At 72.2% G+C, this 25,012-nt stretch carries 24 protein-coding genes and 1 pseudogene; 17 read left to right on the top strand and 8 right to left on the bottom strand.

Features of this window, described 5'->3' with window-relative positions:
* Positions 1-101 precede the first annotated feature (101 nt).
* Together J421_RS30090 and J421_RS30085 are read left to right on the top strand one after the other, a co-directional pair.
* Complete coding sequence (locus J421_RS30090) at positions 102-1,070, top strand: sensor histidine kinase (RefSeq protein WP_025414841.1); 969 nt, start codon at positions 102-104, stop codon at positions 1,068-1,070.
* Positions 1,067-1,804, top strand: a complete 738-nt coding sequence (locus J421_RS30085) for a LytR/AlgR family response regulator transcription factor (RefSeq protein WP_025414840.1) — start codon at positions 1,067-1,069, stop codon at positions 1,802-1,804. The genes J421_RS30090 and J421_RS30085 overlap by 4 nt, the downstream gene beginning before the upstream one ends.
* 60 nt (positions 1,805-1,864) lie before the next feature.
* Here J421_RS30085 and J421_RS30080 read toward each other — a convergent pair whose 3' ends face one another.
* The 3 genes from J421_RS30080 to J421_RS30070 all read right to left on the bottom strand — a co-directional run bounded on the left by J421_RS30080 (position 1,865) and on the right by J421_RS30070 (position 3,641).
* Positions 1,865-2,554, bottom strand: coding sequence for a phytanoyl-CoA dioxygenase family protein (locus tag J421_RS30080; RefSeq protein ID WP_025414839.1), 690 nt, complete (start codon positions 2,552-2,554; stop codon positions 1,865-1,867).
* Between the two features lie 204 nt (positions 2,555-2,758).
* Positions 2,759-3,247 carry a GNAT family N-acetyltransferase gene (locus J421_RS30075; protein WP_025414838.1) on the bottom strand — a complete coding sequence of 163 codons (489 nt, stop codon included), beginning with the start codon at positions 3,245-3,247 and terminating at the stop codon, positions 2,759-2,761.
* A gap of 61 nt (positions 3,248-3,308) precedes the next feature.
* Positions 3,309-3,641, bottom strand: coding sequence for a hypothetical protein (locus J421_RS30070; protein ID WP_025414837.1), 333 nt, complete (start codon positions 3,639-3,641; stop codon positions 3,309-3,311).
* Between the two features lie 105 nt (positions 3,642-3,746).
* Here J421_RS30070 and J421_RS30065 point away from each other — a divergent pair, with 105 nt between their 5' ends.
* Positions 3,747-3,989: a hypothetical protein gene (locus J421_RS30065; protein ID WP_025414836.1), complete on the top strand. Its 243-nt coding sequence runs from the start codon at positions 3,747-3,749 to the stop codon at positions 3,987-3,989.
* On the opposite strand, the gene J421_RS30060 is transcribed toward J421_RS30065, so the two are convergent.
* On the bottom strand, positions 3,986-4,420 hold the full coding sequence (locus tag J421_RS30060) for a MerR family transcriptional regulator (protein WP_104023509.1): 435 nt from the start codon (positions 4,418-4,420) through the stop codon (positions 3,986-3,988). The two genes, J421_RS30065 and J421_RS30060, sit on opposite strands and share 4 nt — an antisense overlap.
* A 144-nt stretch (positions 4,421-4,564) precedes the next feature.
* On the opposite strand from J421_RS30060, the gene trxA reads away from it, so the two are divergent.
* From trxA to J421_RS30045, 3 genes are all read left to right on the top strand, one after another.
* Complete coding sequence (gene trxA, locus J421_RS30055; protein WP_025414834.1) at positions 4,565-4,927, top strand: thioredoxin; 363 nt, start codon at positions 4,565-4,567, stop codon at positions 4,925-4,927.
* 121 nt (positions 4,928-5,048) lie between these two features.
* Positions 5,049-5,423 (top strand): hypothetical protein, encoded by a 375-nt coding sequence (locus J421_RS30050; protein ID WP_025414833.1) that lies wholly within the window; start codon positions 5,049-5,051, stop codon positions 5,421-5,423.
* Between the two features lie 9 nt (positions 5,424-5,432).
* On the top strand, positions 5,433-6,311 hold the full coding sequence (locus J421_RS30045; RefSeq protein WP_025414832.1) for a L,D-transpeptidase: 879 nt from the start codon (positions 5,433-5,435) through the stop codon (positions 6,309-6,311).
* Between the two features lie 30 nt (positions 6,312-6,341).
* Here the strand turns inward: J421_RS30045 and J421_RS30040 are convergent, their stop codons facing one another.
* Positions 6,342-6,641 carry a hypothetical protein gene (locus J421_RS30040; protein ID WP_025414831.1) on the bottom strand — a complete coding sequence of 100 codons (300 nt, stop codon included), beginning with the start codon at positions 6,639-6,641 and terminating at the stop codon, positions 6,342-6,344.
* Between the two features lie 313 nt (positions 6,642-6,954).
* On the opposite strand from J421_RS30040, the gene J421_RS30035 reads away from it, so the two are divergent.
* From J421_RS30035 to J421_RS30010, 6 genes and pseudogenes are all read left to right on the top strand, one after another.
* Positions 6,955-9,111, top strand: a complete 2,157-nt coding sequence (locus J421_RS30035) for a winged helix-turn-helix domain-containing protein (RefSeq protein ID WP_025414830.1) — start codon at positions 6,955-6,957, stop codon at positions 9,109-9,111.
* A complete protein-coding gene (locus tag J421_RS30030) occupies positions 9,108-9,839 on the top strand; it encodes a VOC family protein (RefSeq protein WP_025414829.1) in 732 nt (243 codons plus the stop codon). The genes J421_RS30035 and J421_RS30030 overlap by 4 nt, the downstream gene beginning before the upstream one ends.
* A gap of 446 nt (positions 9,840-10,285) precedes the next feature.
* Positions 10,286-11,266, top strand: a pseudogene (locus J421_RS30025) (efflux RND transporter periplasmic adaptor subunit); the annotation flags it as partial.
* Positions 11,267-11,375: 109 nt separating this feature from the next.
* Positions 11,376-12,104: an ABC transporter ATP-binding protein gene (locus tag J421_RS30020; RefSeq protein ID WP_025414828.1), complete on the top strand. Its 729-nt coding sequence runs from the start codon at positions 11,376-11,378 to the stop codon at positions 12,102-12,104.
* Positions 12,101-13,243 (top strand): ABC transporter permease, encoded by a 1,143-nt coding sequence (locus J421_RS30015; protein ID WP_025414827.1) that lies wholly within the window; start codon positions 12,101-12,103, stop codon positions 13,241-13,243. Before J421_RS30020 ends, J421_RS30015 begins: the two co-directional genes overlap by 4 nt.
* Complete coding sequence (locus J421_RS30010; protein WP_158508991.1) at positions 13,240-14,406, top strand: ABC transporter permease; 1,167 nt, start codon at positions 13,240-13,242, stop codon at positions 14,404-14,406. The genes J421_RS30015 and J421_RS30010 overlap by 4 nt, the downstream gene beginning before the upstream one ends.
* Positions 14,407-14,549: 143 nt before the next feature.
* Here J421_RS30010 and J421_RS30005 read toward each other — a convergent pair whose 3' ends face one another.
* Positions 14,550-15,260, bottom strand: a complete 711-nt coding sequence (locus J421_RS30005; protein ID WP_025414826.1) for a DUF72 domain-containing protein — start codon at positions 15,258-15,260, stop codon at positions 14,550-14,552.
* Between the two features lie 10 nt (positions 15,261-15,270).
* Entirely contained in the window at positions 15,271-16,080 is an 810-nt protein-coding gene (gene ku / locus J421_RS30000) for a non-homologous end joining protein Ku (protein ID WP_025414825.1), read from the bottom strand.
* A gap of 54 nt (positions 16,081-16,134) precedes the next feature.
* On the opposite strand from ku, the gene ligD reads away from it, so the two are divergent.
* The 3 genes from ligD to J421_RS29985 are packed head-to-tail and all read left to right on the top strand — an operon-like array spanning position 16,135 to position 19,541.
* Positions 16,135-18,774, top strand: a complete 2,640-nt coding sequence (gene ligD, locus J421_RS29995; protein WP_025414824.1) for a DNA ligase D — start codon at positions 16,135-16,137, stop codon at positions 18,772-18,774.
* A gap of 36 nt (positions 18,775-18,810) precedes the next feature.
* Positions 18,811-19,320, top strand: a complete 510-nt coding sequence (locus tag J421_RS29990; RefSeq protein WP_025414823.1) for a hypothetical protein — start codon at positions 18,811-18,813, stop codon at positions 19,318-19,320.
* 26 nt (positions 19,321-19,346) lie between these two features.
* Positions 19,347-19,541, top strand: a complete 195-nt coding sequence (locus J421_RS29985) for a hypothetical protein (protein WP_025414822.1) — start codon at positions 19,347-19,349, stop codon at positions 19,539-19,541.
* On the opposite strand, the gene J421_RS33285 is transcribed toward J421_RS29985, so the two are convergent.
* Positions 19,538-20,800: a hypothetical protein gene (locus tag J421_RS33285; protein WP_025414821.1), complete on the bottom strand. Its 1,263-nt coding sequence runs from the start codon at positions 20,798-20,800 to the stop codon at positions 19,538-19,540. The genes J421_RS29985 and J421_RS33285 overlap by 4 nt on opposite strands.
* A gap of 89 nt (positions 20,801-20,889) precedes the next feature.
* Here J421_RS33285 and J421_RS29975 point away from each other — a divergent pair, with 89 nt between their 5' ends.
* Both J421_RS29975 and J421_RS29970 read left to right on the top strand, forming a co-directional pair.
* A complete protein-coding gene (locus J421_RS29975) occupies positions 20,890-21,999 on the top strand; it encodes a winged helix DNA-binding domain-containing protein (protein WP_312845254.1) in 1,110 nt (369 codons plus the stop codon).
* A gap of 181 nt (positions 22,000-22,180) precedes the next feature.
* Complete coding sequence (locus J421_RS29970; protein ID WP_158508990.1) at positions 22,181-24,679, top strand: TonB-dependent receptor domain-containing protein; 2,499 nt, start codon at positions 22,181-22,183, stop codon at positions 24,677-24,679.
* Positions 24,680-25,012: the final 333 nt, after the last annotated feature.

The raw sequence follows: 25,012 nt of genomic DNA, 5'->3' as shown, positions 1-25,012 counted from the left end.
GGCAGATCCAGGCCGCCGAACGGCAGCGGCGGCCGTCGCCCGAAGGTCGCGCGGTCCCTATCCTGAGACGGCACCCCACGGTCACCTCTCTCTCGACGCGCATGTCCCCACTGCATCTGGTCGTCGCCTCGGTGTGGACGACGGACGAGATCATCGCCGCCGCGATCCGCCTGCCGGTCGGCGCCGCGATCATCGCGTTCGTCTACCACTTCGTGCGCCGGGTGCCGTGGCCGCGGCCGTTCCGGCTCCGCTTCGCCGCGTTCCACATCGTCGGCGCGCCGATCGCCGCCTTCACGTGGTTCCTCGTGACGGCGGTGCTGGAGGCGCTCGTGCCCGGCCACGTGCCCGAGCTCTCGCTGCAGAGCCGGGCGTTCGAGATGACGTTCATCGGCGTGTTCATGTACGCCATCGTCGTCGGGATCTCGTACGCAGCCGACGGGTCGGCGCGCGCCGCGCGGGCGGAGTCGGTCGCCGCGCGCACGCAGCTCGCGGCGCTCCGCTCGCAGGTGCAGCCGCACTTCCTGTTCAACGCGCTGCACACCGTCGTGCAGCTCATTCCCGTCGACCCGCAGCGCGCCGCCGAGGCCGCGGAGCTCGTGGGCGACCTGCTGCGCGCGACGCTCGAGGAGAAGCGCGACGAGGTCACGCTCGGCGACGAGTGGACGTTCGTCTCCCGCTACCTCGCCCTCGAGCGGATCCGGTTCGGCGATCGCCTCGTCGTGCACGCCGACATGGACGACGAGCTGCTCGACGAGCGCGTGCCCGTGTTCGCGCTGCAGACGCTCGTCGAGAACGCGGTGCGTCACGGCGCGGCGCCGCGCACGGCCGCGACGGAGATCGTCGTCACCGCCGCCGCCAGCCGCTCCGAGCTGATGCTCTCGGTGCGCGATTCGGGCGACGGTGTTCGCGCGCTCCCCGCGAAGCCGAGTCCGGGCACCGGGCTGGCGCGACTGCGGGATCGGCTGGGGGTGCTCTACGGCAGCGCGGCGAGCCTCGTGTGCGGCCCCGCGCCGGAAGGCGGCTTCGAGGCGCTGCTCGTCGTGCCCCGCCATCGCGGCGCGGCGTCGTGAAGGTCACCGCGTTCGTCGTCGACGACGAGCCGATCGCGCGCGCCGGGCTGCGCGCGATGCTCCGCGCGTTCGACTGGGTCGACGTCGTCGGCGAGGCGGCCGACGGCGAATCCGCGGTCGCCGGGATTCACGCGCTGCGGCCGGAGCTCGTCTTCCTCGACGTGCAGATGCCGGGATTGTTAGGCACCGACGTGCTGCGCCGGCTCGAGCGCGCGCCGTTCGTCATCTTCACGACCGCGTTCTCCGAGCACGCGGTGAGCGCGTTCGAGCTCGGCGCGGTGGACTACCTGCTGAAGCCATTCGGTCCATCGCGCCTCGCCGCCGCGATGGAGCGCGTGCGGTCCGCGCTCGGCGAGCCCGCGTCGGTGGACCCGATGGAGCGGTTGAGCGGCGCACTCGCGGGCGGGCCGATCAGCCGGCTGTTCGTGCGGGTCGGCGGCGCGCTCGTTCCGCTCCCGGTCGAGCGCGTGTCGTGGTTCGAGGCCGACGGCGACTACGTGATCGCGCACGACGGCAACGTCCGTCACGTGCTGCATCTCTCGCTCGGCCGTCTCGAGGCGCGGCTCGACGCGCGTCGGTTCTCGCGCGTGCACCGCGCGCACATCGTGAACCTCGATCACGTGCGCGCGTTCAAGCGCGACGCGGCCGGGAACCTCGAGGCGGAGCTGCTGGACGGGGCGCGCGTGCCGGTGAGTCGGGCGCGGGCGCAGGAGATCCGGACGCTGGGGCGATAGGAGAGGCGCGACGGCCGCGGGCGCGGGGCGATGGCGCGCCGAACGGCGATCCCGGTCCACTCACACTCGATCGTACCACGCGAGTCCGCCGGGCAGCTGCGCCCACTCCGCGGCCGCGAACTCGAGGTGCACGACGCGGCGGTGCGCGGGCTCGACCGCCGGCGCCGAGGCATGCAGCAGCAGCGAGTGGAACGCGAGGATGCCGCCACGCGTCACCGTGCAGACGACCTGCGGGGCGGTGGCGCGCCAGCGGCCGACGTCGGCCGCGGTCAGCCTGCCGTGCACATGCGACCCCGGGATCACGCGCACCGGGCCGTTCGCCTCCGTGCAGTCGTCCAGGTGCACGCGCACCGCCACCATGCGAGCCAACAGTTGCGCCGGTGGCTGTACGTGCGCCACGCCGTCTTTCTCCGTCCACGGCCCGAACCCCGGCACGTCGCGACGCTCGCGGACCGCGATCGTCAGATCCTGGTGCCAGACCACCTTCCAGTTCGCGCCCGGCGTCTTGTCGAACAGGATACCGCGCACGGCGAACGCCCCCGGCCCAAGCGCGGCCTCGGCGACGCCGCGCACCGCCGCGCTCCGCGCGAGCGCGCGCACGGCGTGCACGTCGCGCAGCAGGTGACGCGCGCCGCCGCGCGTGCCGTCGACCGTCTCCGCGAGTGGAGCGAGCGCCGCCAGCAGCGCGTCCACGGTCGCGGCATCGACGGCGTCAGGCACGATCACGTAGCCGTCGCGGGCGAGCGTCATTCAGCCTCCCCCCCAGCTCGCCGGCGGCGTACGTGGCGATGAGCGCTCACGGTTCGACGAAGAACCAATTCACGACGTCTCGCTCGTGCGCGGCAGGGTGGTCGGCAGTCGCCTAACGCTGGAGAGATTACGACGGGCGCCGTTCGCTCGCATGATTCGCGCGCCGTCTCACGACTCCTCTTCAGGGAAAACTCCATCGTCGTATCAGCCTCCGGCCGGCGACGCGGGTCGCGAGAGCCGGAACAGTGCCCCGCAGTTCGATCCGTCCCCGAACTGCTCCCCGATCAGCATCGCCCCCGTGGCACCGATCGACTGATAGTGCGATGCGTGCCCGACCGCGGAGCCGAGGATCAGGTCACCGATGCCGCGCGCCCACATCACCGGCGCGAGCGCGCGAATCAGACGCGTCGTGTGTCCCTGGCTGCGGTGCTCCGGCCGGATGGAGCAGCCCATGTGTCCGACGTGCATCACGGCGTCCTCGTCGTCGCTCAGGAGCAGCGTCACGCAGCCGATCGGCTCCTCGTCCGCCTCGCGCACCATCTCGTAGACCACGCCGGGGACGCCGGTCTGCGCACGGAAGGCGTGCGTGACGGCATAGCGGTAGCCGTCCGCGGAGACCTGCGGGAGGCTCGCGAGGTCCACTTCCTGCGCGGCGGCGTCATCGACGATCCGCCAGTTCGCGTCGAGGCACATTTCCGACTCTCCGATGCGGGGGTGTGGCTGCGTGCTGCGGCGATTCGTTAGGCCGCATGGTTCACGGCCGGCCGCCCGGCGCGGGCCGCGTGCTGTCGACCGGAGTGACGTCGACGCCGCGGCCCCGCACGACGACGGCGAGGCGGTCGTTCCCGGCCGGCGGACGGCGATCGATGAGCACCCGATACCCGCCGCGCACCCGTTCGGTACCCCGCACCGCGCAGCTGGAGTCGCGCGAAGCGCTCGCCGGACCGCACACGCCCCGCAGCGCGACGCCGACGGCCCGCCGTTCGGCGCCCGCGCCGTGCGCGCAGGCGGCGAGGCCAAGCGCCGCGCCGACGAGCGATGCCGTGAGGCGGAGCGAGCTTCCTCGACGGCCCGAGTGTCTCGACATGGTCGATGATGTTCGAGGACGCGTGACTCTCACGTCGGCAGCATACACGCGGACCGCGACGACGCCACCCCACGCGCCACCGCGCGCCGGAGTATTCATTCCCTCATGATCGAGCGCCTCACCACCGCCCTCCGCACCCTCGCCGACCGCGAGGCCGTCGTCGCCGCGGACACGCGCGCCGATGCTGCCGACGCCGCGAGCCTCGCGCTCGACTGCATGCAGAACGATCTCACCACGGGCCAGCGGGCCGCGCTGCGCGCGCTGTGGGAGCTGCTCGAGGACCCCACCGCGTCACCGGACGCGATCCGCTCGGCCGCGTCGACGGCGCGCGCCGCCCTCGGTGCCTAACGGCGCGCGGCCGCGGGCAGCACGCACGGGCTCTGGCCGTCGGTCGGGCCGGCGGCGAGCAACGCGCTGCAGTCGTCGAGTCGGAAGCAGCCGCAGTCGAGCATCACGCGCAGCAGGGCGCGCATCCGCTCCGCGCGCGCCATCATCGCGTCGATGTCCGCGAGCTTCCGCGTCGCGAGCTCCTGCCAGCGCGCGGCGGGCCGCGTCCCCGGCGTGAACCCGGTCACGAGCCGCTTGATCTCGGCCATCGTGAACCCGGCTTCGCGGGCCAGCGCGATGAGCGACAGCCAGTCCAGCACGGCCGCGTCGTAGCGCCGCTTGCCCCCGGTGCGCGGCGGCGCCGGGAGCAGGCCGAGTCGCTCGTAGTAGCGGATTGCCGACGGTGCCACGGCGGCGCGCCGGGCCACCTCGCCGATGCTCATCTGTTCCATGCCGGTCCGGAGCGGGGGGGTTGACCTCAACCGCGCTTCAAGTTGTAGGCTCCTCGGCAGCGGCGCAACGCGCCGGCCCCGCACGGTGCGGCCCCCTGGGTGCGGCCCGCGCGGGTGCCTAACGATCACCGAGGAGCCATGCCCATGTCCGACACCGCCACCATCACCGCCGTCACCGACGAGACGTTCGCCGACGAGGTCGAGCGACACGACGGCCTCACCCTGGTCGATTTCTGGGCGCCGTGGTGCGGCCCGTGCCGCATGATCGCGCCGGCGCTCGAGCGGCTGGCCGAGCGCCACGCCGACCGCGTGCGCGTCGTGAAGCTCGATACCGACGTGAACCAGCGCACGATGATCCGCTACGGCGTGCGCGGCATTCCCGCGCTGCTCTTCTTCCGCGGCGGCGAGATCGTTGACCGCATCGTCGGCGCGGTGCCGTACGCGGCGCTGGAGGCGCGGCTGCTGCGCCTCGCGCCCGCACCGTTAGGCACCGGCCCGGAGAATTAGCGGATTCTTAGTGCCTCCGTTAGGCGTCGGGCCGTCGGCCGGTACGCGCGATGCGGCGCCTCCCGACGAGGCGAGCGTATCACGTGGCTCGTCGGTCCGAGGCTTTCACGGAGGTGTGTGCATGCGCAAGGCACTCGCGAACGTGAGCGCCGCCATGGCGGCGCTCGCGCTCTCGCTCGTCGTCGCATCGACGGGCGCGGCGCAGACGACAGGCAAGACCGGCACGCAGCCGGGCACGATGGCGCGGTCCACGACCGCCGACAGCGCCGCCCGTCACGGCGCGCGCCGGGCGCACCGCGCCATGGCCGCCGATTCCACCCACGCGAACGCCGCGGCCCATGCCGCGACGACGAACGCGAACACGGCGGCCGCGAACACCGCGGCCGCGAACGCCGCGACCGACTCCGCGGCACACCGGACCGCTACCCGGCACGCCGCGCGCGCGCACTCGGAGCACCGCAAGGCAGTCCGCAAGGACTCCGCGGGCACGGAGTGACGCCGGGCCGTGGCCGCGCGACGCGGCGCGCGTAGGTGGGCGCTCGGCGGGCTCGCACTCGTCGGCCTCATCACGCTCGCCGGGGGGGCCGCCGCGCGCCATGCGCTCGCGCGTCGTCCCGCGCCGCCGTCTGACGAGGCACCACCCCGTCGGACGGCGGCACGGGCCGCCACGCTGACGACGCTGCACACGCCGGACACGGCGGACGTGCGGCGCGCGCTCGAGGCGCGATACGCTCCACGCGTCGGGTTCACCGCCGCCGAGGTGCGCCGCGCAGCCGACACCACGCCGGGGCTGCGCATCATCGTGGCGCTCGCCGCGCGGCGCCTGCTCGTGCTGCGCGACCGCGACACGCTGCTCCGCGCGCCGGTCGCCGTCGGCAGCGACACGACGATCGCGTACGAGGGACACGTGTGGCGCTTCCGCACGCCGCGCGGCATCCGCTTCGTGCGCGGGAAGCAGGCGAACCCCGTGTGGGTGCCGCCCGACTGGCACTACGTCGAGTCGGCGCGGGAGAGCGGGCTGCGCGTCGGCCGACTCGAGTACGGGCGACCCGTGCAGCTGCCGAACGGCGACGTGCTCACCGTGCGCGGCCCCGTCGCCGGCCTCGTGCACCCGTCGGGCGTGTTCGACACGCTCGCCGAGGACGAGGAGATCATCTTCGACAGCACGCTCTACATCCCGCCGCTCGGCACCCGCAACCGCCGGATCCCGGGAGAGCTCGGCCGCTTCCGCCTCGACCTCGGCGACGGCTACCTGCTCCACGGCACGCGCGATTCCGCGTCGATCGGCAAGGCCGCCACGCATGGCTGCGTGCGCCTGCGCGACGCGGACGTCGCGTGGCTGTACGCGCACGTGCCGCGCTGGACGCCGGTGTTCATCTACTAGGACACGCCGGCCCGACGACGCGTTAGGCGGTCAGCCGCCGGCGGTGAGGCGCGACACGTCGACCACCACCCGCCCGTCGCCGCTCGTGCGCACGAGCACGATCTCGCCGTCGATCGCGGCACCCGCGTCGGGCACGGCGTCGCCGACGTCGAGCGGGATCGTGAGCTCCACGAAGCTCGCACGGGCGTCGGCGTCGTCCTCCGGCCGCGCGTCGTGCAGCGGCACGTCGAACGTGCGCGTCACGAGCGTGCCTCGGGACGAATAGGTGAACGTGAGCTCGACGCTGAACCGACCGTTGTGCGCGTCGGCCTCGTACAGCCCGCGGTTCACGAGCCAGCAGGGGTCGATCGTGCTCGGTCCCCCGCGGGCGCGCTTGATGTCGACCAGCTGGACGAGCGAGCCGGTGGTGCCGCCGAGCGCGCGGGTGCCGCCGAGTGGGACGAGCGGGCTGGTGCGGACGGCCGCCGAGGCGAATGTTTGCGGCGCGGTGGGTGCCGCGCGGTCGCAGCCCCGACGGCGAGCAGGGCCGCAACACCGGGGACGAGGGCGTATGGTATGGTTCGCATGCGACGACCATGACGGGGCCCGGCCGGAAAGTCCCTAACGTGCGCCGAAGAACTTCGTAAACCTTCCTAACGCGGCGATGACGACGCCGAGCGCTGCGCCCCGCTGTCTCCGCTTCGATCGCTTCACGGTCGACGCGGGGCGGCGCCTGCTGCTCCGCGACGGCATCGCGGTGCCGCTCACGTCGAAGGCGTTCGACGTGCTGCTCGCGCTCGTCGAGGGCCGCGGAGAGCTCGTCACGAAGCACGATCTGCTCGCCCGCGTGTGGCCGAACCAGATCGTCGAGGAAGGGAACCTCACCGTCCACATCTCGGCGATCCGCAAGGCGCTCGGCGAGCGACGCGGCGAGCACCGCTACGTCGTCACGGTGCCGGGCTGGGGCTATCGCTTCGTCGCCGACCTGCGCGACGCGGACGACGACCCGGCGGTCGTCGCGACGGCCGCCGCACCCACGCCGCCCGCGCCGCCCGCGCCCGCCGCGGCGCCACTGCCGACGCGCCGGTTGCGGCGGGCGATCGTCGCCGCGATCGCGGTCGTCGTCATCGCGGCGGTGGTCGTGCAGGGCGCACGCACACTCGGCGCGCACGAGGGCGACGCGGCGCCGCGCGGCATGTCCGCTCGCCTCCTCACCGCGCTCGGTGACGTGTCGTCGGCGGTGCTGTCGCCGGACGGCGTGTGGTTCGCGTACGTGCACCCGCAGGACGGCATGGAGTCGCTGTGGATCCGACGCGTGCGCGGCACGGAGCCGCCGGTCCAGCTGCGCGCGCCCGAGGACGTGGACTATCGCGGGCTCGCGTTCTCCCCGGACGGCGAGCGGCTCTACTTCGCGACCCGCGAGGCGCTGTTCGACATCCCGGTGCGCGGCGGCGCGCCGCGCAAGGCGCTCGATGGCGTGCGCGGCCCGTTCTCGCTGTCGCGCGACGGCTCGCGCGTGGCGTTCGTGCGCCACGACGCCGCGCGCGACGCGTCGCTGCTCGTCGTCGCGGAGCTGCGCGGCGCGAACGCGGGGCGCGAGCGCGAGGTGGCGGCGCTCGCCGCGCCGCGCGCGTTCGCGGTCTACGGGCCGGCGTGGTCGCCGGACGGCGCGTCGCTCGCCGTCGGCGCGACGAGCGCGACGGCGCCCGGCAAGGTCACACTCGCGCGCGTGCGCATCGCCGACGGCGCCGTCTCGTCGCTCGCCGATCACGCGTGGGACGAGATCAGCCGGGTCGCGTGGCTCCCCGACGGCAGCGGGGTGCTGTTCCACGCCGTCGGCGCGGGCTCCGACTTCCACATCTGGCTGCTCGACGTCGCGACCGGCGCGGTACGCTGCGTGACGCCGGACCTCAGCCGCTACGGCCGCGCGTCGCTGAGCGTGACCGACGACGGCGCGTCGCTGCTCGCGGTGCGCTCGGTCGTGAGCTCCACGATCTGGGTGTCGCCGTCCGCCGACCTCGCCGGCGCGCGGCCGATCACCAGCCGCGCGTTCGGGAAGCTCGACGGCAGCGCGGGGCTCACGTGGACGCGCGACGGGCGCATCGTCTACGTGTCGTTCGTCAACGGCACGTACTCGCTCTGGTCGATGACCGCCGACGGGCGCGATGCGCGGCCGCTGACGTCGTCCGGCTACATGGACCGTTTCCCGCAGGCCACCGCCGACGGCCGCGCCCTCGTGTTCGAGTCGAACCGCGGCGGCGGTGAGGACGTGTGGCGCGTCGACGGCGATGGGTCGCATCTGCGCGCGCTCACCACCGGCGGCCACGCCGCGCAGCCCACGCTCACGCCGGACGGCCGGTGGGTGCTCTACACGCGCGTCGACGACGGCGCGCCGTCGGTGTGGCGGCTGCCGGTGGACGGCGGCGCGTCCCAGCGCGTGACCGGCGCCGGCGCGAGCTGGCCGAGCGTGTCGCCGGACGGGACGCGGCTCGCCGTCGCGCTGAGCGACTCGGCGGGGCGCGAGACGCGGCTCGCGGTGCTGTCGCTCGCCGACGGGCGGCGCGTGGCCGAGTTCCCGCTGCCGCGCGGCGGGCGGCTGTCCAACGGCGTCCACTGGGTGCCCGACGGCTCGGCGCTGATCTACCGCGACTTCGACCGCGGGCTCTGGCGGCAGCCGCTGACGGGGGGCGCCGCGGCGCGCGTGGGCCAGATCGCCGATGGGCGCATCTACTTCCTCGACTGGGCGAAGGATGGCCGTCGCGCCGCGCTCTCGTACGTGGACGAGGTGCGCGACGTGGTGCTCATGACCGGGTTCCGATGACCCCATCGATCGCGCGCGCGACACGTGCCGCGCTCCTGCTGTTAGGCACCACGCTCGCGGCGCGTGCCGGCGCGCAGCCGTTAGGCACCGTGGCGCCGGACCTCGACCACGTCATCGTCGGCATCGACTCGCTCGAGCGCGGGATCGCGCTGCTGCGCGCGGCCACCGGGATCGCGCCGGCGGTCGGCGGCGTGCACCCGGGGCGCGGCACGCGCAACGCGCTGCTGTCGTTGGGCGGCGGCCGCTACCTGGAGCTCATGGCGCCCGACCCGCGGCAGCCGCTCACGCCGCGCTCCGCGGCGCTCGCGGGGCTGCGCGAGCTCACGCCGATCGGGTGGGCGGCGCGCACGCGGAACGCGGACAGCGTGCGCGCCGCGCTCGTCGCGCGGGCGCTCGCGCCGGGGCCGGTGCTCCCCGGGGAGCGGGCGCGTCCCGACGGCGTCACGCTCCGCTGGCGCACGCTCGACTGGGGCACCGACTCGGCGGAGTTCGGCCCCACGCCGTTCTTCATCGAGTGGGATCCCGCGTCGCGTCACCCGGCGGCCGACGCGCCGGCCGGCTGCATGCTCGCCGACTTCGCGCTCGCCTCGCCGTCCGCCGATTCCGTGCGCGCGCTGCTCGGCCGCGCGGGGCTGCGCGAGCGCGTCGCCGCGGGCGCGCGCGACGGGATCGCGGTGACGCTCGACTGTCCCGCGGGACGCGTGCGACTCGGGCCGCGGGTGCCGTAAACAGGGGGCGTGCACCGGATCGGGCTCCGGGTTGCGGCCCCCAGGGATCGGCCCGACTATAGGGACCCGACGACGCGCCCCGACGGACCGCGCAGCACGAGGACGGATCCGTCGCCCCCCCCCACCGCGCGTCCCCCCGCCCGACGGCCAGCCGCTCCCCCCGCGATGACGGTCCCCGCCGATCTCTCGAAGCTCCGCATCGACCGCGATGCGCCCTCGCCCGCCGAGCGGAGCGCGCTCGTGCGGAACGTGGTCCTCTTTCTCGTCGCGGCGGGCGTCGTCGCGGCGGCGGTGACGATCGTGCGGGCGCGCGCGGTGCCGACGGTGCAGGTGACCGTGGTGAACGCGAGCGGCGGCGCGTCGGGGGCGGCGCCGGCGCGGCGGGGACGACCGTCACCGCGAACGGCTACGTCGTCGCGCGCACGAAGGCGTCGGTCTCCGCGAAGACGGCCGGGCGGCTCGCGTACCTCGGCGTGGCCGAGGGCTCGTTCGTGCGGCGCGGCGACGTCATCGCGCGGCTCGAGAACGCCGACTACGAGGCCGCCGTCGCGGAGGCCCAGGCGAACGTCGCGTCGGCCGACGCGAGCGCGATCGAGGCGCGGGCCGACCGCGACCAGCTCGCGAAGGACGCCGCGCGCCTCGAGTCGATGAAGGCGGCGAACGCGAACCTCGTGTCGCAGCAGGAGCTCGACGCCGCACAGAGCCGCGCCGCGCAGGCCGCCGCGCGCGTGCGCGCCGCCGAAGCGCGGAAGACCGCCGCCGAGGCGGGGCTGCGGCTCGCGCAGGCGACCGACGAGAACACCGTGATCCGCGCGCCGTTCACCGGTACCGTGCTGCGCAAGGACGCCGAGGTCGGCGAGGTCGTCGCGCCGTCGGTCGGCGGCGGCCTCACGCGCGGCGCGGTCGTCACGATGGCCGACCTGTCGACGCTCGAGGTCGAGGTCGACGTGAACGAGGCGTACATCGCGCGCATCGCCGGCGGACGTCCGGCGCGCATCACGCTCGACGCGTATCCGGACACGAGCTTCCGCGGCCGCGTGCGGCAGGTGGTGCCGACGGCGGACCGGCAGCGCGCAACGGTGCAGGTGAAGGTCGCGATCGACGACCGCGACCCGCGCATCCTGCCCGAGATGGGCGCGAAGGTGGACTTCCTCGCGCCCGCGGAGTCGTCGACGTCCGGGGCCGTCGCCATGAATGGCGGCGCGGCGAGGACGACGCTGCGCCTGCCCGCCGCGGCGGTGAAGACCGACGGCGGCGCGACGGTCGTGTGGCTCGTGCGCGACGGCCGGCTCGTGCGGCGCGCGGTGCAGACGGGGCCGGTGAGCGGCGGCTATCTCGAGGTCCGCTCGGGGCTGAGCGGTGGGGAGCAGGTGCTCGTCGGCGGCGTGGACGCGCCGGCCGAAGGGATGCGCGTGAAAGTGCCGTGAGTCTCACGCGGAGACGCGGAGCACGCGGAGAACAACGCTGTGTGATTCTCTCCGCGTGCTCCGCGTCTCCGCGTGAGCCAGCCGAGCCACTCCACAGGAGAATGCCCACATGGCGCTGGTCGAGATCCGAGACGTCTACAAGTCGTTCAAGCGCGAGGCGCAGACCGTCGACGTGTACAGCGGGCTCACGATCGACTTCGAGGAAGGGAGCTACACGGCGCTCATGGGCCCGTCCGGCTCCGGCAAGTCGACGCTCCTCAACCTCGTCGCGGGACTCGACAAGCCCACGCGCGGCAGCGTGCGCGTCGCGGGCGCCGAAGTGAGCGCGATGTCGGCGGCGCAGCTCGCGAGCTGGCGCGCGCGCACGATCGGCTTCGTGTTCCAGTCGTACAACCTCCTCCCGGTGCTCACCGCGCGGCAGAACGTGGAGCTGCCGCTGTTGCTCACGAAGCTCGGCAAGAAGGATCGCGCCGAGCGCACCGCGATCGCGTTGGGCGTCGTGGGGCTCGGTGACCGCATGGACCACTACCCGCGGCAGCTCTCCGGCGGACAGGAGCAGCGCGTGGCGATCGCGCGCGCCATCGTCGCCGACCCCACGCTCATCCTGCTCGACGAGCCGACCGGACAGCTCGACGCGCGCAGCTCCGAGGAAGTGCTCGAGCTGCTGCGGCGGCTGAACGAGGAGTTCCACAAGACGATCATGATGGTGACGCACGACGCGAAGGCGGCGGGGAGCGCCAAGCGCGTGCTGCACCTCGAGAAGGGCGACCTGCTCGAGCGCGGCGTCGCGGCGACGCACGCGCTTCCCGAGGCGCGGCGGGAGGCGGTGGCGCTATGAAGTTCCTCCCGCTCGTTCTCGCGAACCTGAAGCGGCACAAGCTGCGCACCGTGCTCACGACGTTCAGCGTGGCGCTCGCGCTGTTCCTGTTCGCGTCGCTGCGCACGGTCGTCACGACGCTGAACTCGGGATCGCAGGTGATGAGCGCGTCGCGGCTCATCGTGCAGAACTCCACCGCGTTCGTCATCCCGTTGCCCATGAGCTACGCGGCGCGGCTCAAGAACGTGCCGCACGTGCAGGAGGTGACGTGGGCGAACTGGTTCGGCGGCAAGTACGGCGACGGCAAGAAGTTCTTCGCGCAGTTCGCCGTCGATCCCGAGTCGTACCTGAAGATGTACCCCGAGATCCAGGTCGCCGACGATCAGAAGCAGGCCTTCCTGAAGGAGCGCTCGGCGGCGCTCATCGGCGAGGGGCTGGTGCGCGCGTTCGGGTGGAAGGTGGGCGACAACGTCACCATCCAGGGGACGATCTTCCCCGGCGACTGGACGTTCACCATCCGCGGCATCTATCACCCGACGCTGAAGGAGTACGGCGACGACTCGTTCATGTTCCACTACGACTACATGTACGAGAAGTACCCGGACCGCGTGACGCCGGGCTGGTACATCCTGAAGATCGACGATCCGAACGCCGCGCCCGCCGTGATCCGCACGATCGACGACGGCTTCCGCAACTCCGCCGCGCCGACGAAGACGGGTACCGAGAAGGCGTTCGCGGCGGGGTTCGCGAGCATGTGGGGCAACGTCAAGCTGCTCATGAGCACCATCGGCATGGCGGTGGTGTTCGCGATCCTGCTCGTCACCGCGAACGCGATGATGATGAACCAGCGCGAGCGGCGCGCGGAGGTGGCAGTGATGAAGACCGTCGGCTTCTCCGACCGACGCGTGTTCGGGCTCGTGATCGTCGAGGCGGCGGTGATCTCGCTCGTCGGCGCGGTGCTGGGGCTCGGCGGCGCGGTGCTGCTGCCGGCAGCGACGGGGTTCGGCAACGGCGGCTTCCTGCCGGGCTTCCACGTCACGCCGGGCACGCTCGCGGTGGGCGCGACGGTGGCGCTGCTGCTCACCGTGGCGAGCGGCATCTTCCCCGCGTGGCAGGCCGCGAAGCTTCCCGTGGTGCAGGCGCTCCGGAGGGTCGAGTGAAGATCCCGCTGATCTACAACCTGCGCAGCGTGAAGCAGCGGCCCGTCTCCACGGCGCTCACCGCGCTCGGCATCGGGCTCGTCGTCGCGGTGTTCGTCGCCATGCTCGCGCTGGCGAACGGCTTCATCGCCGCGCTCGCGACGACCGGCTCGACGGACAACGTGCTGCTGCTGCGGCGCGGCGCCGACAGCGAGCTGTCGAGCGGCATCCCGCGCGAAGCGATCTCCATCATCGCCGCGTCGCCGCACGTCGCGACCGCGGCCGACGGCCGACCGCTCATCAGCCCGGAGACGTACATCGTCCTGAACCTGAAGCGCCCCGGCGGGGACGAGTACACGGTGGCGAACGTCGTCGCGCGCGGCGTCTCCGACAAGGCGTTCGAGGTGCGGCGCAGCATCAAGATCGTCGAGGGGCGCCGCTTCGCGTCGGGGCAGAGCGAGGTGTGCGTCGGCGCGAAGCTCAAGGGCCGCTTCGAGAACGTGAACGTCGGCGACGTGCTGCGCTTCTCGAACCGCGACTGGAAGGTCGTCTGCCGCTTCACCGCCGACGGCTCCAGCTTCGAGTCGGAGATCTGGGGGGAGAACGAGCAGTTCCAGAACGTGTTCCGCTACAACTCGTTCCAGGACGTCGCGTTCCGCCTGAAGGATCCCGGCGGCTTCGCCGAGGCGCAGCGCGCGTTCCTCGCCGACCAGCGGCTGCAGGTGGACGCGCACCGCGAGTCGGAGTTCTACGCGAGCCAGTCGGAGCTGCTCGGCAACATCCTCCGCTTCCTCGCGATCATGATCACGAGCATCATGGCGGTGGGCGCGGTGTTCGGCGCGGTGAACACGATGTACGCCGCGGTGAGCTCGCGCACGCCGGAGATCGCGGTGCTGCTCACGTTGGGCTTCCACCCGCGCAGCGTGCTCGCGAGCTTCCTCGCCGAGTCGGCGGTGATCGCGTTCATCGGCGGCGTGGTGGGATGTCTGCTCGCGCTGCCGATCAACGGCGTGGTCACGAGCACCACGAACTGGGCGAGCTTCAGCGACGTCGCGTTCGCGTTCCGCGTCACCCCCGGGCTGCTCGGCGCCGGCGTCGGGTTCGCGGTGGCGATGGGCGTGATCGGCGGCTTCTTCCCGGCGCGGCGCGCGTCGAAGCTGCCGGTGATCCAGGCGCTGCGCTGAAGCTTCGGTCCGCCGGGCCGCGCGCCTCGTCGCTGACGGCGCCTCGCATTGTGGACGCGGATGACGCGGATCACGCGGATGCTTTCGATCCGCGTGATCCGCGTGATCCGCGTGATCCGCGTCTCACACGGGGAGCCGTCACGTCATGGGAGTCCCGAGACGGCGCGATCGAACGCCTCGACCGCCGGCGGCCCTGACCCCGCGCCCTCGTCGTGCTTGAAGTACACGTACGCGTCGGACCAGCCCTCGGCCGCGATGCGCTCGGCCCACGCGCCCAACGCCGCGTCGTCGTAGTCGAGCCGGTGCAGTCGCACGTAGCCCCACGACGCGGTGCCGACGACCGGCGCCGCGAAGTCCGCCTGCTCGATTGCGCACAGCGCGACGTCGTGCTCGCGGAGCGCGCCGAACACGGTCTCGTCGAACCAGCTCTCGTGCCGGAACTCGATCGTGTAGCGCCGGCCCGCCGGCAGCAGCGCGAGGAACGCGCGGAGCCGCTCGTCGTCGCGCTTCATGTTCGGCGGGAGCTGGAACAGGATCGCGCCGAGCTTGTCGCCTAACGCCGCGGTGTTCTTGAGCAGGAAGCCGAGCGCCTCGGCGCAGTCCGGCTTGAGCCGGGCGAAGTGGGTGATGCGCTGGCTCGCCTTGATCGCGAAGCGGAACGACTCCGGCACCTGTGCCGCCCAGTCGAGCAGCACCTGCGTCTTCGGCAGCCGGTAGAACGAATTGTTGATCTCGACCGTCGGGAAGCGGCCGGCGTAGAACGGGAGCAGCTCGTCCGCGTGCAGCGTCGGCGGGTAGAAGGGTCCCTTCCACTCCTCGAACGCGTAGCCGCTCGTGCCGGCGAGGATCGTCACCGACGTGTCCTCACGACGCGCGCAGCTCCTGCGACTTCATCTCGCCGGGCGCGGCGAGGCTCGCCTTCAGCGCTTCCATGAGGTCGATGATCTTGCCGCCGCCGTCGGGCGTCACGTCGGACGTGATGTCCTGGCCCTCGATCTTGCGCTGGATCGCGTCCATCACGCGCTCGCGCACCGTGTCCTTGTATTTCTGCGGCTCGAACGCGTCGTTCGATCCCTGCGCGATGAGCATCTTCGCGAGCGCGAGCTCCTGCGCCTTCACCTCGCCGTCGGGAATCGGCACCTCGGTGATCGACCGCACCTCGTCGGCGTAGTGGAGCTGCTCCATCACGAGCACGCCGTTCAGCGGCCGCAGGAGCACGAGATGCTGCTGACCGCGCGCCGCGTACTGGCCGAGCGCCGCGCGTCCCGTGTCGTGCAGCGCCGCCGCGAGCAGTCGGTACGCGCGCTCGCCGCCCTTGTCGGGCCCGAGGTAGTAGACCTTCTCGAGATACTCGCGGTCGACTTGCGCGAGCGGCACGAACTCCACGACGTCGATCGCGCCGGTCGCCTTCTCCTCGATCGCCTTCAGCTCCTCGGTGGTGAACACCACGTACTGCTCCTTCGCGAACTCGTACCCCTTGACGGTCTGGTCGCGTCCCACCACTTCGTTGTTGTCCTTCGGGCAGACGTACTGCTGCTTCAGTCGCGAGCCACAGTTCTTGTGCAGCATGTTGAACGACACGCTCGTGCGCGACTCGCTCGACGAGTAGAGATTGACCGGAACCGAAACGAGCCCGAAGGAGATGGTAGCGGTGCCGATGGCGCGAGCGGGCATGATGCAGCGGGTTGAGGGTGGGGCGTGACCACGAACGGCTGACGAACGACGCGCATGACCGCCGACGGCAACGAGCAGACACCCACGTCCGATCATCTCAGTCGGTACCGCGCCAAGCGGTCGGCCGACACGACCCCCGAGCCGATGGGGAGCGTGTCGCCGGTGCTCGGCCGGCTGTTCGTCGTGCACAAGCACGCCGCGCGACAGCTGCACTTCGATCTGCGGCTCGAGATGGACGGCGTGCTCCGCTCGTGGGCCGTGCCGAAGGGACCGTCGTACGACATGAACGACCGGCGGCTCGCCGTGAAGGTCGAGGACCACCCGATCGAGTACGGCGACTTCGAGGGGATCATCCCCGCCGGCAACTACGGCGCCGGCGGGATCATCGTGTGGGACCGCGGCGAGTGGGTGCCGCTGGAGGATTGGCGGGAGGGGCTCGAGAAGGGGAAGCTGCTGTTCGAGCTCCGTGGCCACAAACTGCACGGCAAGTGGACTCTGGTAAAGATCAAGAAGAGCGATCGCGACTGGCTCTTCATCAAGGAGCGCGACGCGTGGGTCCGCACCCCGGGCGACGACTTCCCCGAGACGTCGGTGCTGTCGGGACTGACGGTCGAGGAAGTGAAAGCAGGCAAGAGTCCGACGGGGCGCGTGCGCGCCGCGCTCATGGAGGCCGGCGCGCCCGCGACGCGCGTCGATCCGCGTGCCGTCGAGGTGATGCTGGCCGAGCCCGCGGACGAGGCGTTCACGCGCGCCGGCTGGCTGTTCGAGCCGAAGCTCGACGGCTATCGACTGCTCGCCGCGAAGACGCGCGGCGACGTGCTGCTGCTCACGCGTAACGGCAACGACTACACGAACGTGTTTCCCGAGATCGCGCGTGCCGTGCGCGCGATCCCGTGCCACGAGTGCATCGTCGACGGCGAGGTCGTCGTGCTCGACCCGCGCGGAATGCCGAACTTCGCGCTCATGCAGCGGCGCGGCCAGCTCACGTCGCCGCTCGACATCCGGCGCATGGCCGTGGAGCTGCCGGCGACGTACTACGCGTTCGACCTGCTCGCGTTCGAGGAGTTCGACGTCCGGCCGCTGCCGCTCGTGCGGCGCAAGGCGCTGCTCGCCGAGCTGGTGCCCTCGTTAGGCGTGCTGCGCTCGGTGGACCACCACGAGCGCGAGGGCGAGCGGTTCCTGCAGCACGCCTCGGCGATCGGGCTCGAGGGGATGATCGCGAAGCGGGCCGACGCGCCGTACCGCGGCGGGCGCACCGACGCGTGGCTCAAGATCAAGTCGGCGCGCACCGGCGACTTCGCGATCGTCGGCTTCACCGCGCCTAACGGCGGGCGGCGGCACTTCGGCGCGCTGCAGCTCGCGGACATGGTCGGTGGGCGGCTCGTCTACGCGGGCCGCGTGGGCACGGGCTTCGACGACGCGCAGCTCGCGCGACTCGGCGCGATGCTGCAGCCCGTCATCCGCAGCGACGCGCCGTGCGACGGGCCCGTCGCCGCGCCGGGCGCGGAGCCCGCTGCCGCGATCCCCGAGACGGGGACGACGACGTGGGTGGATCCGGTGCACGTGTGCGAGGTGCGCTACGCCGAGTGGACGCCGGACGGTCTGCTGCGGCACGCGTCGTTCCTGCGCATGCGCACCGACAAGCACCCACGCGACTGCGATCGGCAGCGGTGGCCCGCGCACGAGCCCGAGCCGGTTCCGATGACCGTCGCCGTCGATGTCGCCGACGCCGCGGACGCCGTCGAGGAAAGCGAGGCGGCCCCCGTCGCGCCAGAGCCGCCGCGGCCCGTCGAGAAGACGTTCGCGTTCTCCAACCTGTCCAAGCGCTACTGGCCGGCGGAGGGATACACGAAGGGCGACCTCGTGGAGTACTACCGCGCGATCGCGCCGCGCATGCTGCCGTACCTCAGCGATCGTCCCGTGGTGCTCACGCGCTTCCCCGACGGCATCGAGGGGAAGTCGTTCTATCAGAAGGATGCGCCGGAGTTCACGCCGCCGTGGGTGCGCACGATCCCGATCTGGAGCGAGGAGTCGCAGCGCGAGATCCGCTACTTCGTGTGCAACGACGTGGAGACGCTGCTCTACCTCGCGAACATGGCGTCCATCCCGCTGCACATCTGGGCGAGCCGCGTCGGGTCGCTGGAGCAGACGGACTGGTGCGTGATCGACCTCGACCCGAAGGAGGCGCCGTTCTCCGACGTCGTGCGCACGGCGCTCGTGCTGCGCGAGATCTGCGAGTCGATCGGGCTGCCGAGCTACGTGAAGACGACCGGCAAGACCGGGCTGCACATCCTCGTGCCGCTGGGCCGCCAGTGCACGTACGCGCAGTCGCGCATGCTCGGCGAGCTGCTGGCGCGCGTCGTGCTCGCGCGCGTGCGCGACATCGCGACGATCACGCGGCACGTGACGAAGCGCGGCGACAAGGTCTACCTCGACTACTTGCAGAACCGGCACGGCCAGACGATCGTCGCACCGTTCAGCGTGCGGCCGCTCCCCGGCGCGACGGTGTCGATGCCGCTGCGCTGGGAGGAGGTGAACGCGTCGCTCGACCCGAAGGCGTTCACGATCCGCACGGCGCTCGACCGCATGGACCGACTCGGCGTTGACCCGATGCTCGACGTGCTCGCCGAATCACCCGACCTGCAGCTCGTGCTGCAGCGGCTCGCGCAGGTGCTCGCCGCGGACGCCCGTTAGGCACCACCCGCGCTCCTTCCGATACGCCGTCCAGCCATGCGCCGCCTCCCGCTCGTCGCGCTGACGTCCCTCTGCGTCGCGCTGCCGTCGTCCCTGCCGCTCGGCGCGCAGCCGCGCGGGCTGCAAGTCCCCGTCATCACGCCGCGTGGCCTCGCGCAGCTCCGCTGGATCGAGGGCGACTGGCGCGGCGCCGGCATGGGCGGCACGCAGCAGGCTCCGTTCTACGAGCGATATCGCTTCGTCGACGACTCCACGCTCACCGTCGAGTCGTTCGCCGACTCGACGTTCCGCACCGTGCGCGACGCGGCGCGCTACGAGCTGCGCGGTGGCCGGCTCGGCAACGTCGGGATGGGACCGCGCTACGTTGCCGTGCGCCTCGACTCCCTCGGCGTGGAGTTCGCGCCGGTCTCGCGCGCGTCCAATCATTTCCGGTGGGATCGCGCGAAGGGCGCGGGCATGCATCCGGCCCAGTGGCAGGCGATGATCCTGTGGGTCGAGACGACGGCGATGCGTCGGCGCGAGTACGTCATGCGGCGCGTGCGATGAGCGCGCCCCCCTCGCGTTAGGCACCGGTGCGCACCGCCATCGTCCTGGCCACGGTCGGCGCCGCGCTGCTGCTGTTCGCGGCGTGGGGGACGCTGACCGCCGCCGGCCGACGCGCGTTCGACGAGATGGCGGGGATGATCCCGTACGGCGCCGGCGCGCTCGGCGCGCTGCTGCTCGTCGTCGCCGTCGCGATCGCCCTCGTCCGAGCGCTCCGCGACTAGCGCGCGGCGGCGACGCGGGCGGCGAGGTCGTCGCGCAGGGCGGCGGGCATGTCGCGGTACGAGCGCGTCACCATGTCGGCGGCCGCGCGGCGCGTCGCATCGTCCAGCGGCCCTGCGGTGTCGAGCCAGCGCACGAGGAAGTCGTGGGTGAACCGCGCCACGTCGGGCTTCATCGCGTCCGGCGCGCGCACCATCGCGAGCAGCGCGTCGTAGAACACGTGCGTGGTGTGCGCGGTGCCGGTGTCGCGCGGCACGCCGGGATCGACCATGCGCCGCAGCGCGGTGAACGTCGCGAGCCGCGGATAGCTCACGGGCGACCCGTTGCGCTGCGGCGACTGCAGGAACTGGCCGAGGTAGCCGCCCGGCTCGTCGAAGCGCGACGGCGCGAAGCTGTAGGCGAGGTACATCCACGCCGACGCGACGTTCGTCGGCTCGGCGGGGAAGTGCGCGAAGTACCGGCTCACGCCGGCCTCACCGGTGTCCCACCAGAGATCGAGCAGGGCGGGCGGCGGGGACGCCGGCGGCCGTCCGGAGCGCAACAGGTGCACGGCGGTGAACGCCGACATCCATCGCATCGCCTCGAAGCAGTCGTCGGGGCGCTTCTTGAACGCGATCTCGCCGGTGCACATGTCGGTGCGCGTGCGCATCGCGTCCTGGAACGTGGTGACGGCGCGCAGCATCGTCTCGTCGGACGGCGCCGCGTAGTACGCGTCGAGCGCCTGCTGCACGCCGCCGGCGAGGATCTCCGCCGGCAGCGGGCGCTCCGGCATCCAGTCGGTCTCGTCCGCCTCGCTCGACCAGACGGGAAGGCGCAGCGGGACGGAGAGCGTGCGCGGGTCGATCGCGCGGAGCTTGTCCGGCGTGAGGTCGGCGGGCCAGCCGTCGGTGCCGGTGAGCGCGCGCCAGAACGTGCGGTCGTCGTCGAGCACCGTGGTGCCGGGCTGGAACAGCGACGTGTCGCGCCGGATCGGCGGTACCTGGAGCCAGCGCACGTAGGCGACGATCTGCCGTGCGGTGGCGCTGTCGACGTGCTTCACCGCCCGCCGCACGATCGTCGCGTCGTCGAAGCCGAAGCGCGCCACGTCGAACGCATCGCGCGACGCGTGGCACCCGGCGCAGCTCGTGACGAAGGCCGAGTGGCCGAGGGCGACGATGTCGGCGGCGGAGCGCGGCGCCGCCGGGCCGTCGCCAGCGGACGCCCCGCCGCAGGCGGCGAGCACGATCCCGCCGGCGGCGAGGACGAGCCGGATGCGGCACATGCGATCGACGCTACCATCATCGGCGCGCCGGCGGAATGCGTTCGGTGACGAACCGCGCGCGCACGGGCGGTGCGCGTAAGATTGTGCGCATGACCACGCTCACCGTGCGCGACCTCAACCGCGCCACGCTCGCCCGCCAGATGCTGCTCGCCCGCGAGCGCCACGCCGTGCCCGCCGCCGTGGAGCGGCTCGGCGGCCTGCAGGCACAGCTCGCGCGGCCGCCGTTCGTCGCGCTGTGGGTGCGGCTCGACGGCTTCACGCGTGACGCGCTGCTCGACGCGGTACGCGCGCGCGCCGTGGTGCGCGCGACGATGATGCGGGCCACGCTGCACCTCGTGAGCGCGGACGACTTCGCGCGCCTGCGTCCCGCGCTGCAGCCGATGCTGACCGCGGCGATGCGCGGCGTGCTGCGCGACCGGTTCATGGCCGAGAACCTCGGCGCGGTGACCGCGGCGGCGCGTCCACTGCTGGCCGCGGAGCCGCGCACGTTCGAGGTGCTGCGCGCGGAGCTGTCGCGCGCGTTCCCCGAGATCGACGAGCGCGCGCTCGGCTACGCGGTGCGCATGCACCTGCCGCTCGTGCAGGTGCCGAACGATCGGTCGGCGTGGGGGTGGGAGACGGGGCCCGCGTTCGCGCTCGCCGACGACTGGTTAGGCACCCCCGTGCCGAGCGAGCCCGCACCCGACGCGATGCGTGCGCTCGTGCGGCGCTATCTCGGCGCGTTCGGCCCCGCGACGCCGGCGGATGCGGGCGCGTGGTGCGGCCTGCGCGGGCTGAAGGCGACGTTCGACGCGATGCGCGACGAGCTGGCGATGTTCCGCGACGCGCGCGGGCGCGAACTGTTCGATCTGCCCGAGGCGCCGCGTCCCGGCGAGGACGTCGACGCGCCGCCCCGCCTCCTTCCCGAGTTCGACACGCTGGTGCTCGCGCACGACGATCGGTCGCGCGTGATCGCCGACGCGCACCGTGCGCGTGTCGTATCGAAGAACCTGCAGGTCGCGGCGACGTTCCTCGTCGACGGCGTGGTGGCGGGAACGTGGAAGGCGGCGCGCGTGCGCGGCGAGGCGGTGCTCACCGCGACGCCGTTCGCGTCGGTGAGCGCGCGCGTGCGGCGCGCGCTGGAGCCCGAAGGCGACGCGCTGCTGCGCTTCGTCGAGCCGGACGCGAAAGGCTACGCGGTGCGCTTCGCGGCCGCCTAACGCGGGGCGTCCCTCGCGTGCAGTGGTTTGCGGCGACGTTGCAAGCACTTGCATCGCGCGCCTTACACGACGCGAACATCCTCCGTTCGTCACAACGCGAAACCTCGAGCGCGCGCGGCCCGTAGCGCGGGAGACACGACGCATCGCCCCGATGCGTACCCGCCTTCCTGGGAGCCCCGCTATGAGGCGCACCGCCCCCCTCGCGCTCGCGCTGCTCGCTACCGTGCACGTCGCGTCCGCGCAGCAACCGTCGCCCCCGACCGCTCGTCCCGGCGGCGCGCCTGGTGGCGCGCCCGGTGCGATGCCCGCCGCCAATGGCGAGGTGCGCGGCACCGTGCTCGAGGGCGAGGGCAGCACGCCCATCGCGCGCGCGAGCATCACCGTCCGCGCGCGGCGCGACTCGTCGCTCGTCGCCGGCGCCATCACCACGCCGCAGGGCGCGTTCCGCGTGCAGGGGCTGCGCAACGGCGCGTACCTGCTGCGCATCGCCGCACTGGGCTATGCCCCGCGCGTCATGCCGTTCGCGATCACCGAGGCCGCGCCGCGCGCGCCGATCGACACCGTCAAGCTCACGCGGGTCGCCGTCTCGCTCACCGCGGTCAACGTGACCGAGGAGCGCGCTGCCGTCGCCGTGGAGCCCGACCGCACCGCGTACCGCGCGAAGGACGTCGCGCCCGCCGCCACGAACGCGAGCGACGTGCTCGACGCCGTGCCGTCCGTGCAGGTCGACGCCGACGGCAAGGTGAGCTATCGCGGCAACGAGAACGTCGCCATCCAGATCAACGGCCGCCCGTCGCCGATCCGCGGCGCGCAGCTCGCGTCGTACCTGAAGACGCTGCCGGCGAACGTCATCGAGAAGGTCGAGGTCATCCCGAACCCGTCGGCGAAGTACGACCCCGAGGGGATGGCCGGGATCCTCAACATCGTGCTGAAGCAGAACGTCGACCTCGGGCTCTCCGGCGGCGTGAACGTCGGCGCGGCGAGCGAGGATCGCTACAACGCGTCCGCGAACCTCGGCTACCAGAGCGGACCGTGGACGACGTTCACGACGATCGGCGTGAACGCCGACGACCGCACCGTCACCGGCGTCAACGATCGCGTGCGTCACGGCGCGAACATCGCCGCGCCGATCACGAACCAGGATCTGCGCGGCCTGAACGGCAACGGCGGCCAGAACTTCACGACGACCGTCGACTACAAGTTCAACAAGCGCGACGTGCTGTCGACGGCGGGGACGCTGAGCCACCGGCGCTCGACCGACGCGACGACGAGCACCTACGAGGAGCTGAACTCCACGCAGGCGCTGCTCGACAGCTACGACCGGCTGCGCGACTCGCGCTCGACGGGCCTCTACACCGACCTCAGCTCGGCGTTCAAGCGCACGTTCGACCCGAAGAAGAAGCACGAGCTGTCGGCCGAGGTGCGCTACAACCGCAGCCACGACGAGGACGACACCGGCCTGTGGCGCCAGCCGCTCGCGCAGGCGACGCGCACCGAGAACGAGATCGACGAGACCGACGCCGTGCAGCAGCAGCTCGTCGCGCAGGTCGACTACACGAAGACGTTCGACAAGCGCCGCAAGCTCGAGACGGGCGCGAAGAGCGACAGCCGCTGGCTCGACCGCGACTACGGCGTGCGCAAGGACGCGTTGGGCAGCGGCACGTGGGTGCGCAGCGATCTCTCGAACGCGCTCGCGTTCGACGAGAAGGTCCAGGCGGCGTACGGCGTGTTCAGCCAGGGCGCCGGCAAGTTCGACCTGCAGGCGGGGCTTCGCGCGGAGTACGCGGCCCGCGACTTCTCGCTCGCCGCGCAGCCGGAGCACTACCCGTATCACTACACGAGCCTCTTCCCGAGCGGCGTCGTGATGTACAACGCGTCGTCCGCCACGCAGCTCAAGGCGAGCTACTCGCGCCGCATCCGCCGTCCCGGTACGCAGGAGCTGAACCCGTTCCCGACGTTCTTCGACGTGCAGAACGTGTTCATCGGCAACCCGAAGCTGAACCCCGAGTACACCGACGCGTACGAGTTCGGCGTCACGCGCAACGGCAAGCTCGGCACGCTGCAGCTCGCGCCGTTCTACCGGCGCACGACGAACGTCATCCGCGTCGACATCGACACCGACGCCGAAGTGGACGGGCGCGACGTGACGACGGTGTCGTTCAAGAACCTCGCGACGAGCAGCTCGTGGGGCACGGACCTCAACGGCTCGCTGCGGCTCGGCAGGAAGTTCAATGGCTTCGCCGGCTTCAACGTCTTCAAGATGGTGACCGACGGCGGCTCGCAGTCGAGCCTCGGCTCCGACGCGGTGACGTGGATGTCGCGCGTGAACGGCACGTTCAACCTCACGAGCAAGACGACGCTGCAGGGCAGCTACATGTATCGCGCGCCGATGAAGATCGAGCGCGGCCGCTTCGCCGCGATGCAGATGGCGAACGTCGTGCTGCGGCAGAAGATCGACGGCGAGAAGGCATCGGTGGCGATCCGCGTCGTCGACCCGTTCAACACGAACAAGTTCCGGATTCAGGCGGGCGACGACAACCTGACGCAGATCACGGCGCGCAGGCCGGGCGTGCGCGGCGTGTTCGTGAGCTACCAGTACAACTTCGGCCGTCCGCCGCGCGTGCGTGAGCGGCCGCAGGACAACCAGCAGGGCGGCGCCGGGTTCCCGTCGGGTAGCTGAGTCGGGACGCGGAACAGGCGGAGCACTGCCTTGGCAGTGTGAATGAACCGCGGAGGACGCAGAGGGCCGCAGAGGACCACCAACGACGGGAGTTGGTCTCCTCTGCGGCCCTCTGCGTCCTCTGCGGTTCGCTTCGAAGACGCAGTGCTCCGCGTCTCCGCGACGGACGCGTGATCGGCGCGCCGCGCGTGGCTCATCGAGGGAGCCACCCTCCCGGGGTTTGGTACGCGGATCGATTGATTCACGAATCCGCTGATCCGCGTACCAAACACGAGGGGCTTTCTCCGGCGAGGAGACGTGAGCCGGCGCCGCGATCCGGGGATCCGGCCCGCG

Origin of the sequence: Gemmatirosa kalamazoonensis, from assembly GCF_000522985.1 — a bacterium.
Taxonomy (GTDB): domain Bacteria; phylum Gemmatimonadota; class Gemmatimonadetes; order Gemmatimonadales; family Gemmatimonadaceae; genus Gemmatirosa; species Gemmatirosa kalamazoonensis.
This window is presented reverse-complemented; position numbering and strand designations above follow the sequence as displayed.

What these genes read in the sequence shown, in the direction of transcription:
- J421_RS30060 (WP_104023509.1), bottom strand. Translation starts at nt 4,420, where the DNA reads ATGGAACAGATGAGCATCGGCGAGGTGGCCCGGCGCGCCGCCGTGGCA.
- J421_RS30030 (WP_025414829.1), top strand. Translation starts at nt 9,108, where the DNA reads ATGACCCCATCGATCGCGCGCGCGACACGTGCCGCGCTCCTGCTGTTA.
- J421_RS30050 (WP_025414833.1), top strand. Translation starts at nt 5,049, where the DNA reads ATGCGCAAGGCACTCGCGAACGTGAGCGCCGCCATGGCGGCGCTCGCG.
- J421_RS29970 (WP_158508990.1), top strand. Translation starts at nt 22,181, where the DNA reads ATGAGGCGCACCGCCCCCCTCGCGCTCGCGCTGCTCGCTACCGTGCAC.
- J421_RS30090 (WP_025414841.1), top strand. Translation starts at nt 102, where the DNA reads ATGTCCCCACTGCATCTGGTCGTCGCCTCGGTGTGGACGACGGACGAG.
- J421_RS30020 (WP_025414828.1), top strand. Translation starts at nt 11,376, where the DNA reads ATGGCGCTGGTCGAGATCCGAGACGTCTACAAGTCGTTCAAGCGCGAG.
- J421_RS30035 (WP_025414830.1), top strand. Translation starts at nt 6,955, where the DNA reads ATGACGACGCCGAGCGCTGCGCCCCGCTGTCTCCGCTTCGATCGCTTC.
- J421_RS30070 (WP_025414837.1), bottom strand. Translation starts at nt 3,641, where the DNA reads ATGTCGAGACACTCGGGCCGTCGAGGAAGCTCGCTCCGCCTCACGGCA.
- trxA (WP_025414834.1), top strand. Translation starts at nt 4,565, where the DNA reads ATGTCCGACACCGCCACCATCACCGCCGTCACCGACGAGACGTTCGCC.
- J421_RS29990 (WP_025414823.1), top strand. Translation starts at nt 18,811, where the DNA reads ATGCGCCGCCTCCCGCTCGTCGCGCTGACGTCCCTCTGCGTCGCGCTG.
- J421_RS30075 (WP_025414838.1), bottom strand. Translation starts at nt 3,247, where the DNA reads ATGTGCCTCGACGCGAACTGGCGGATCGTCGATGACGCCGCCGCGCAG.
- J421_RS29975 (WP_312845254.1), top strand. Translation starts at nt 20,890, where the DNA reads ATGACCACGCTCACCGTGCGCGACCTCAACCGCGCCACGCTCGCCCGC.
- ligD (WP_025414824.1), top strand. Translation starts at nt 16,135, where the DNA reads ATGACCGCCGACGGCAACGAGCAGACACCCACGTCCGATCATCTCAGT.
- J421_RS30015 (WP_025414827.1), top strand. Translation starts at nt 12,101, where the DNA reads ATGAAGTTCCTCCCGCTCGTTCTCGCGAACCTGAAGCGGCACAAGCTG.
- J421_RS30065 (WP_025414836.1), top strand. Translation starts at nt 3,747, where the DNA reads ATGATCGAGCGCCTCACCACCGCCCTCCGCACCCTCGCCGACCGCGAG.
- ku (WP_025414825.1), bottom strand. Translation starts at nt 16,080, where the DNA reads ATGCCCGCTCGCGCCATCGGCACCGCTACCATCTCCTTCGGGCTCGTT.
- J421_RS30080 (WP_025414839.1), bottom strand. Translation starts at nt 2,554, where the DNA reads ATGACGCTCGCCCGCGACGGCTACGTGATCGTGCCTGACGCCGTCGAT.
- J421_RS33285 (WP_025414821.1), bottom strand. Translation starts at nt 20,800, where the DNA reads ATGTGCCGCATCCGGCTCGTCCTCGCCGCCGGCGGGATCGTGCTCGCC.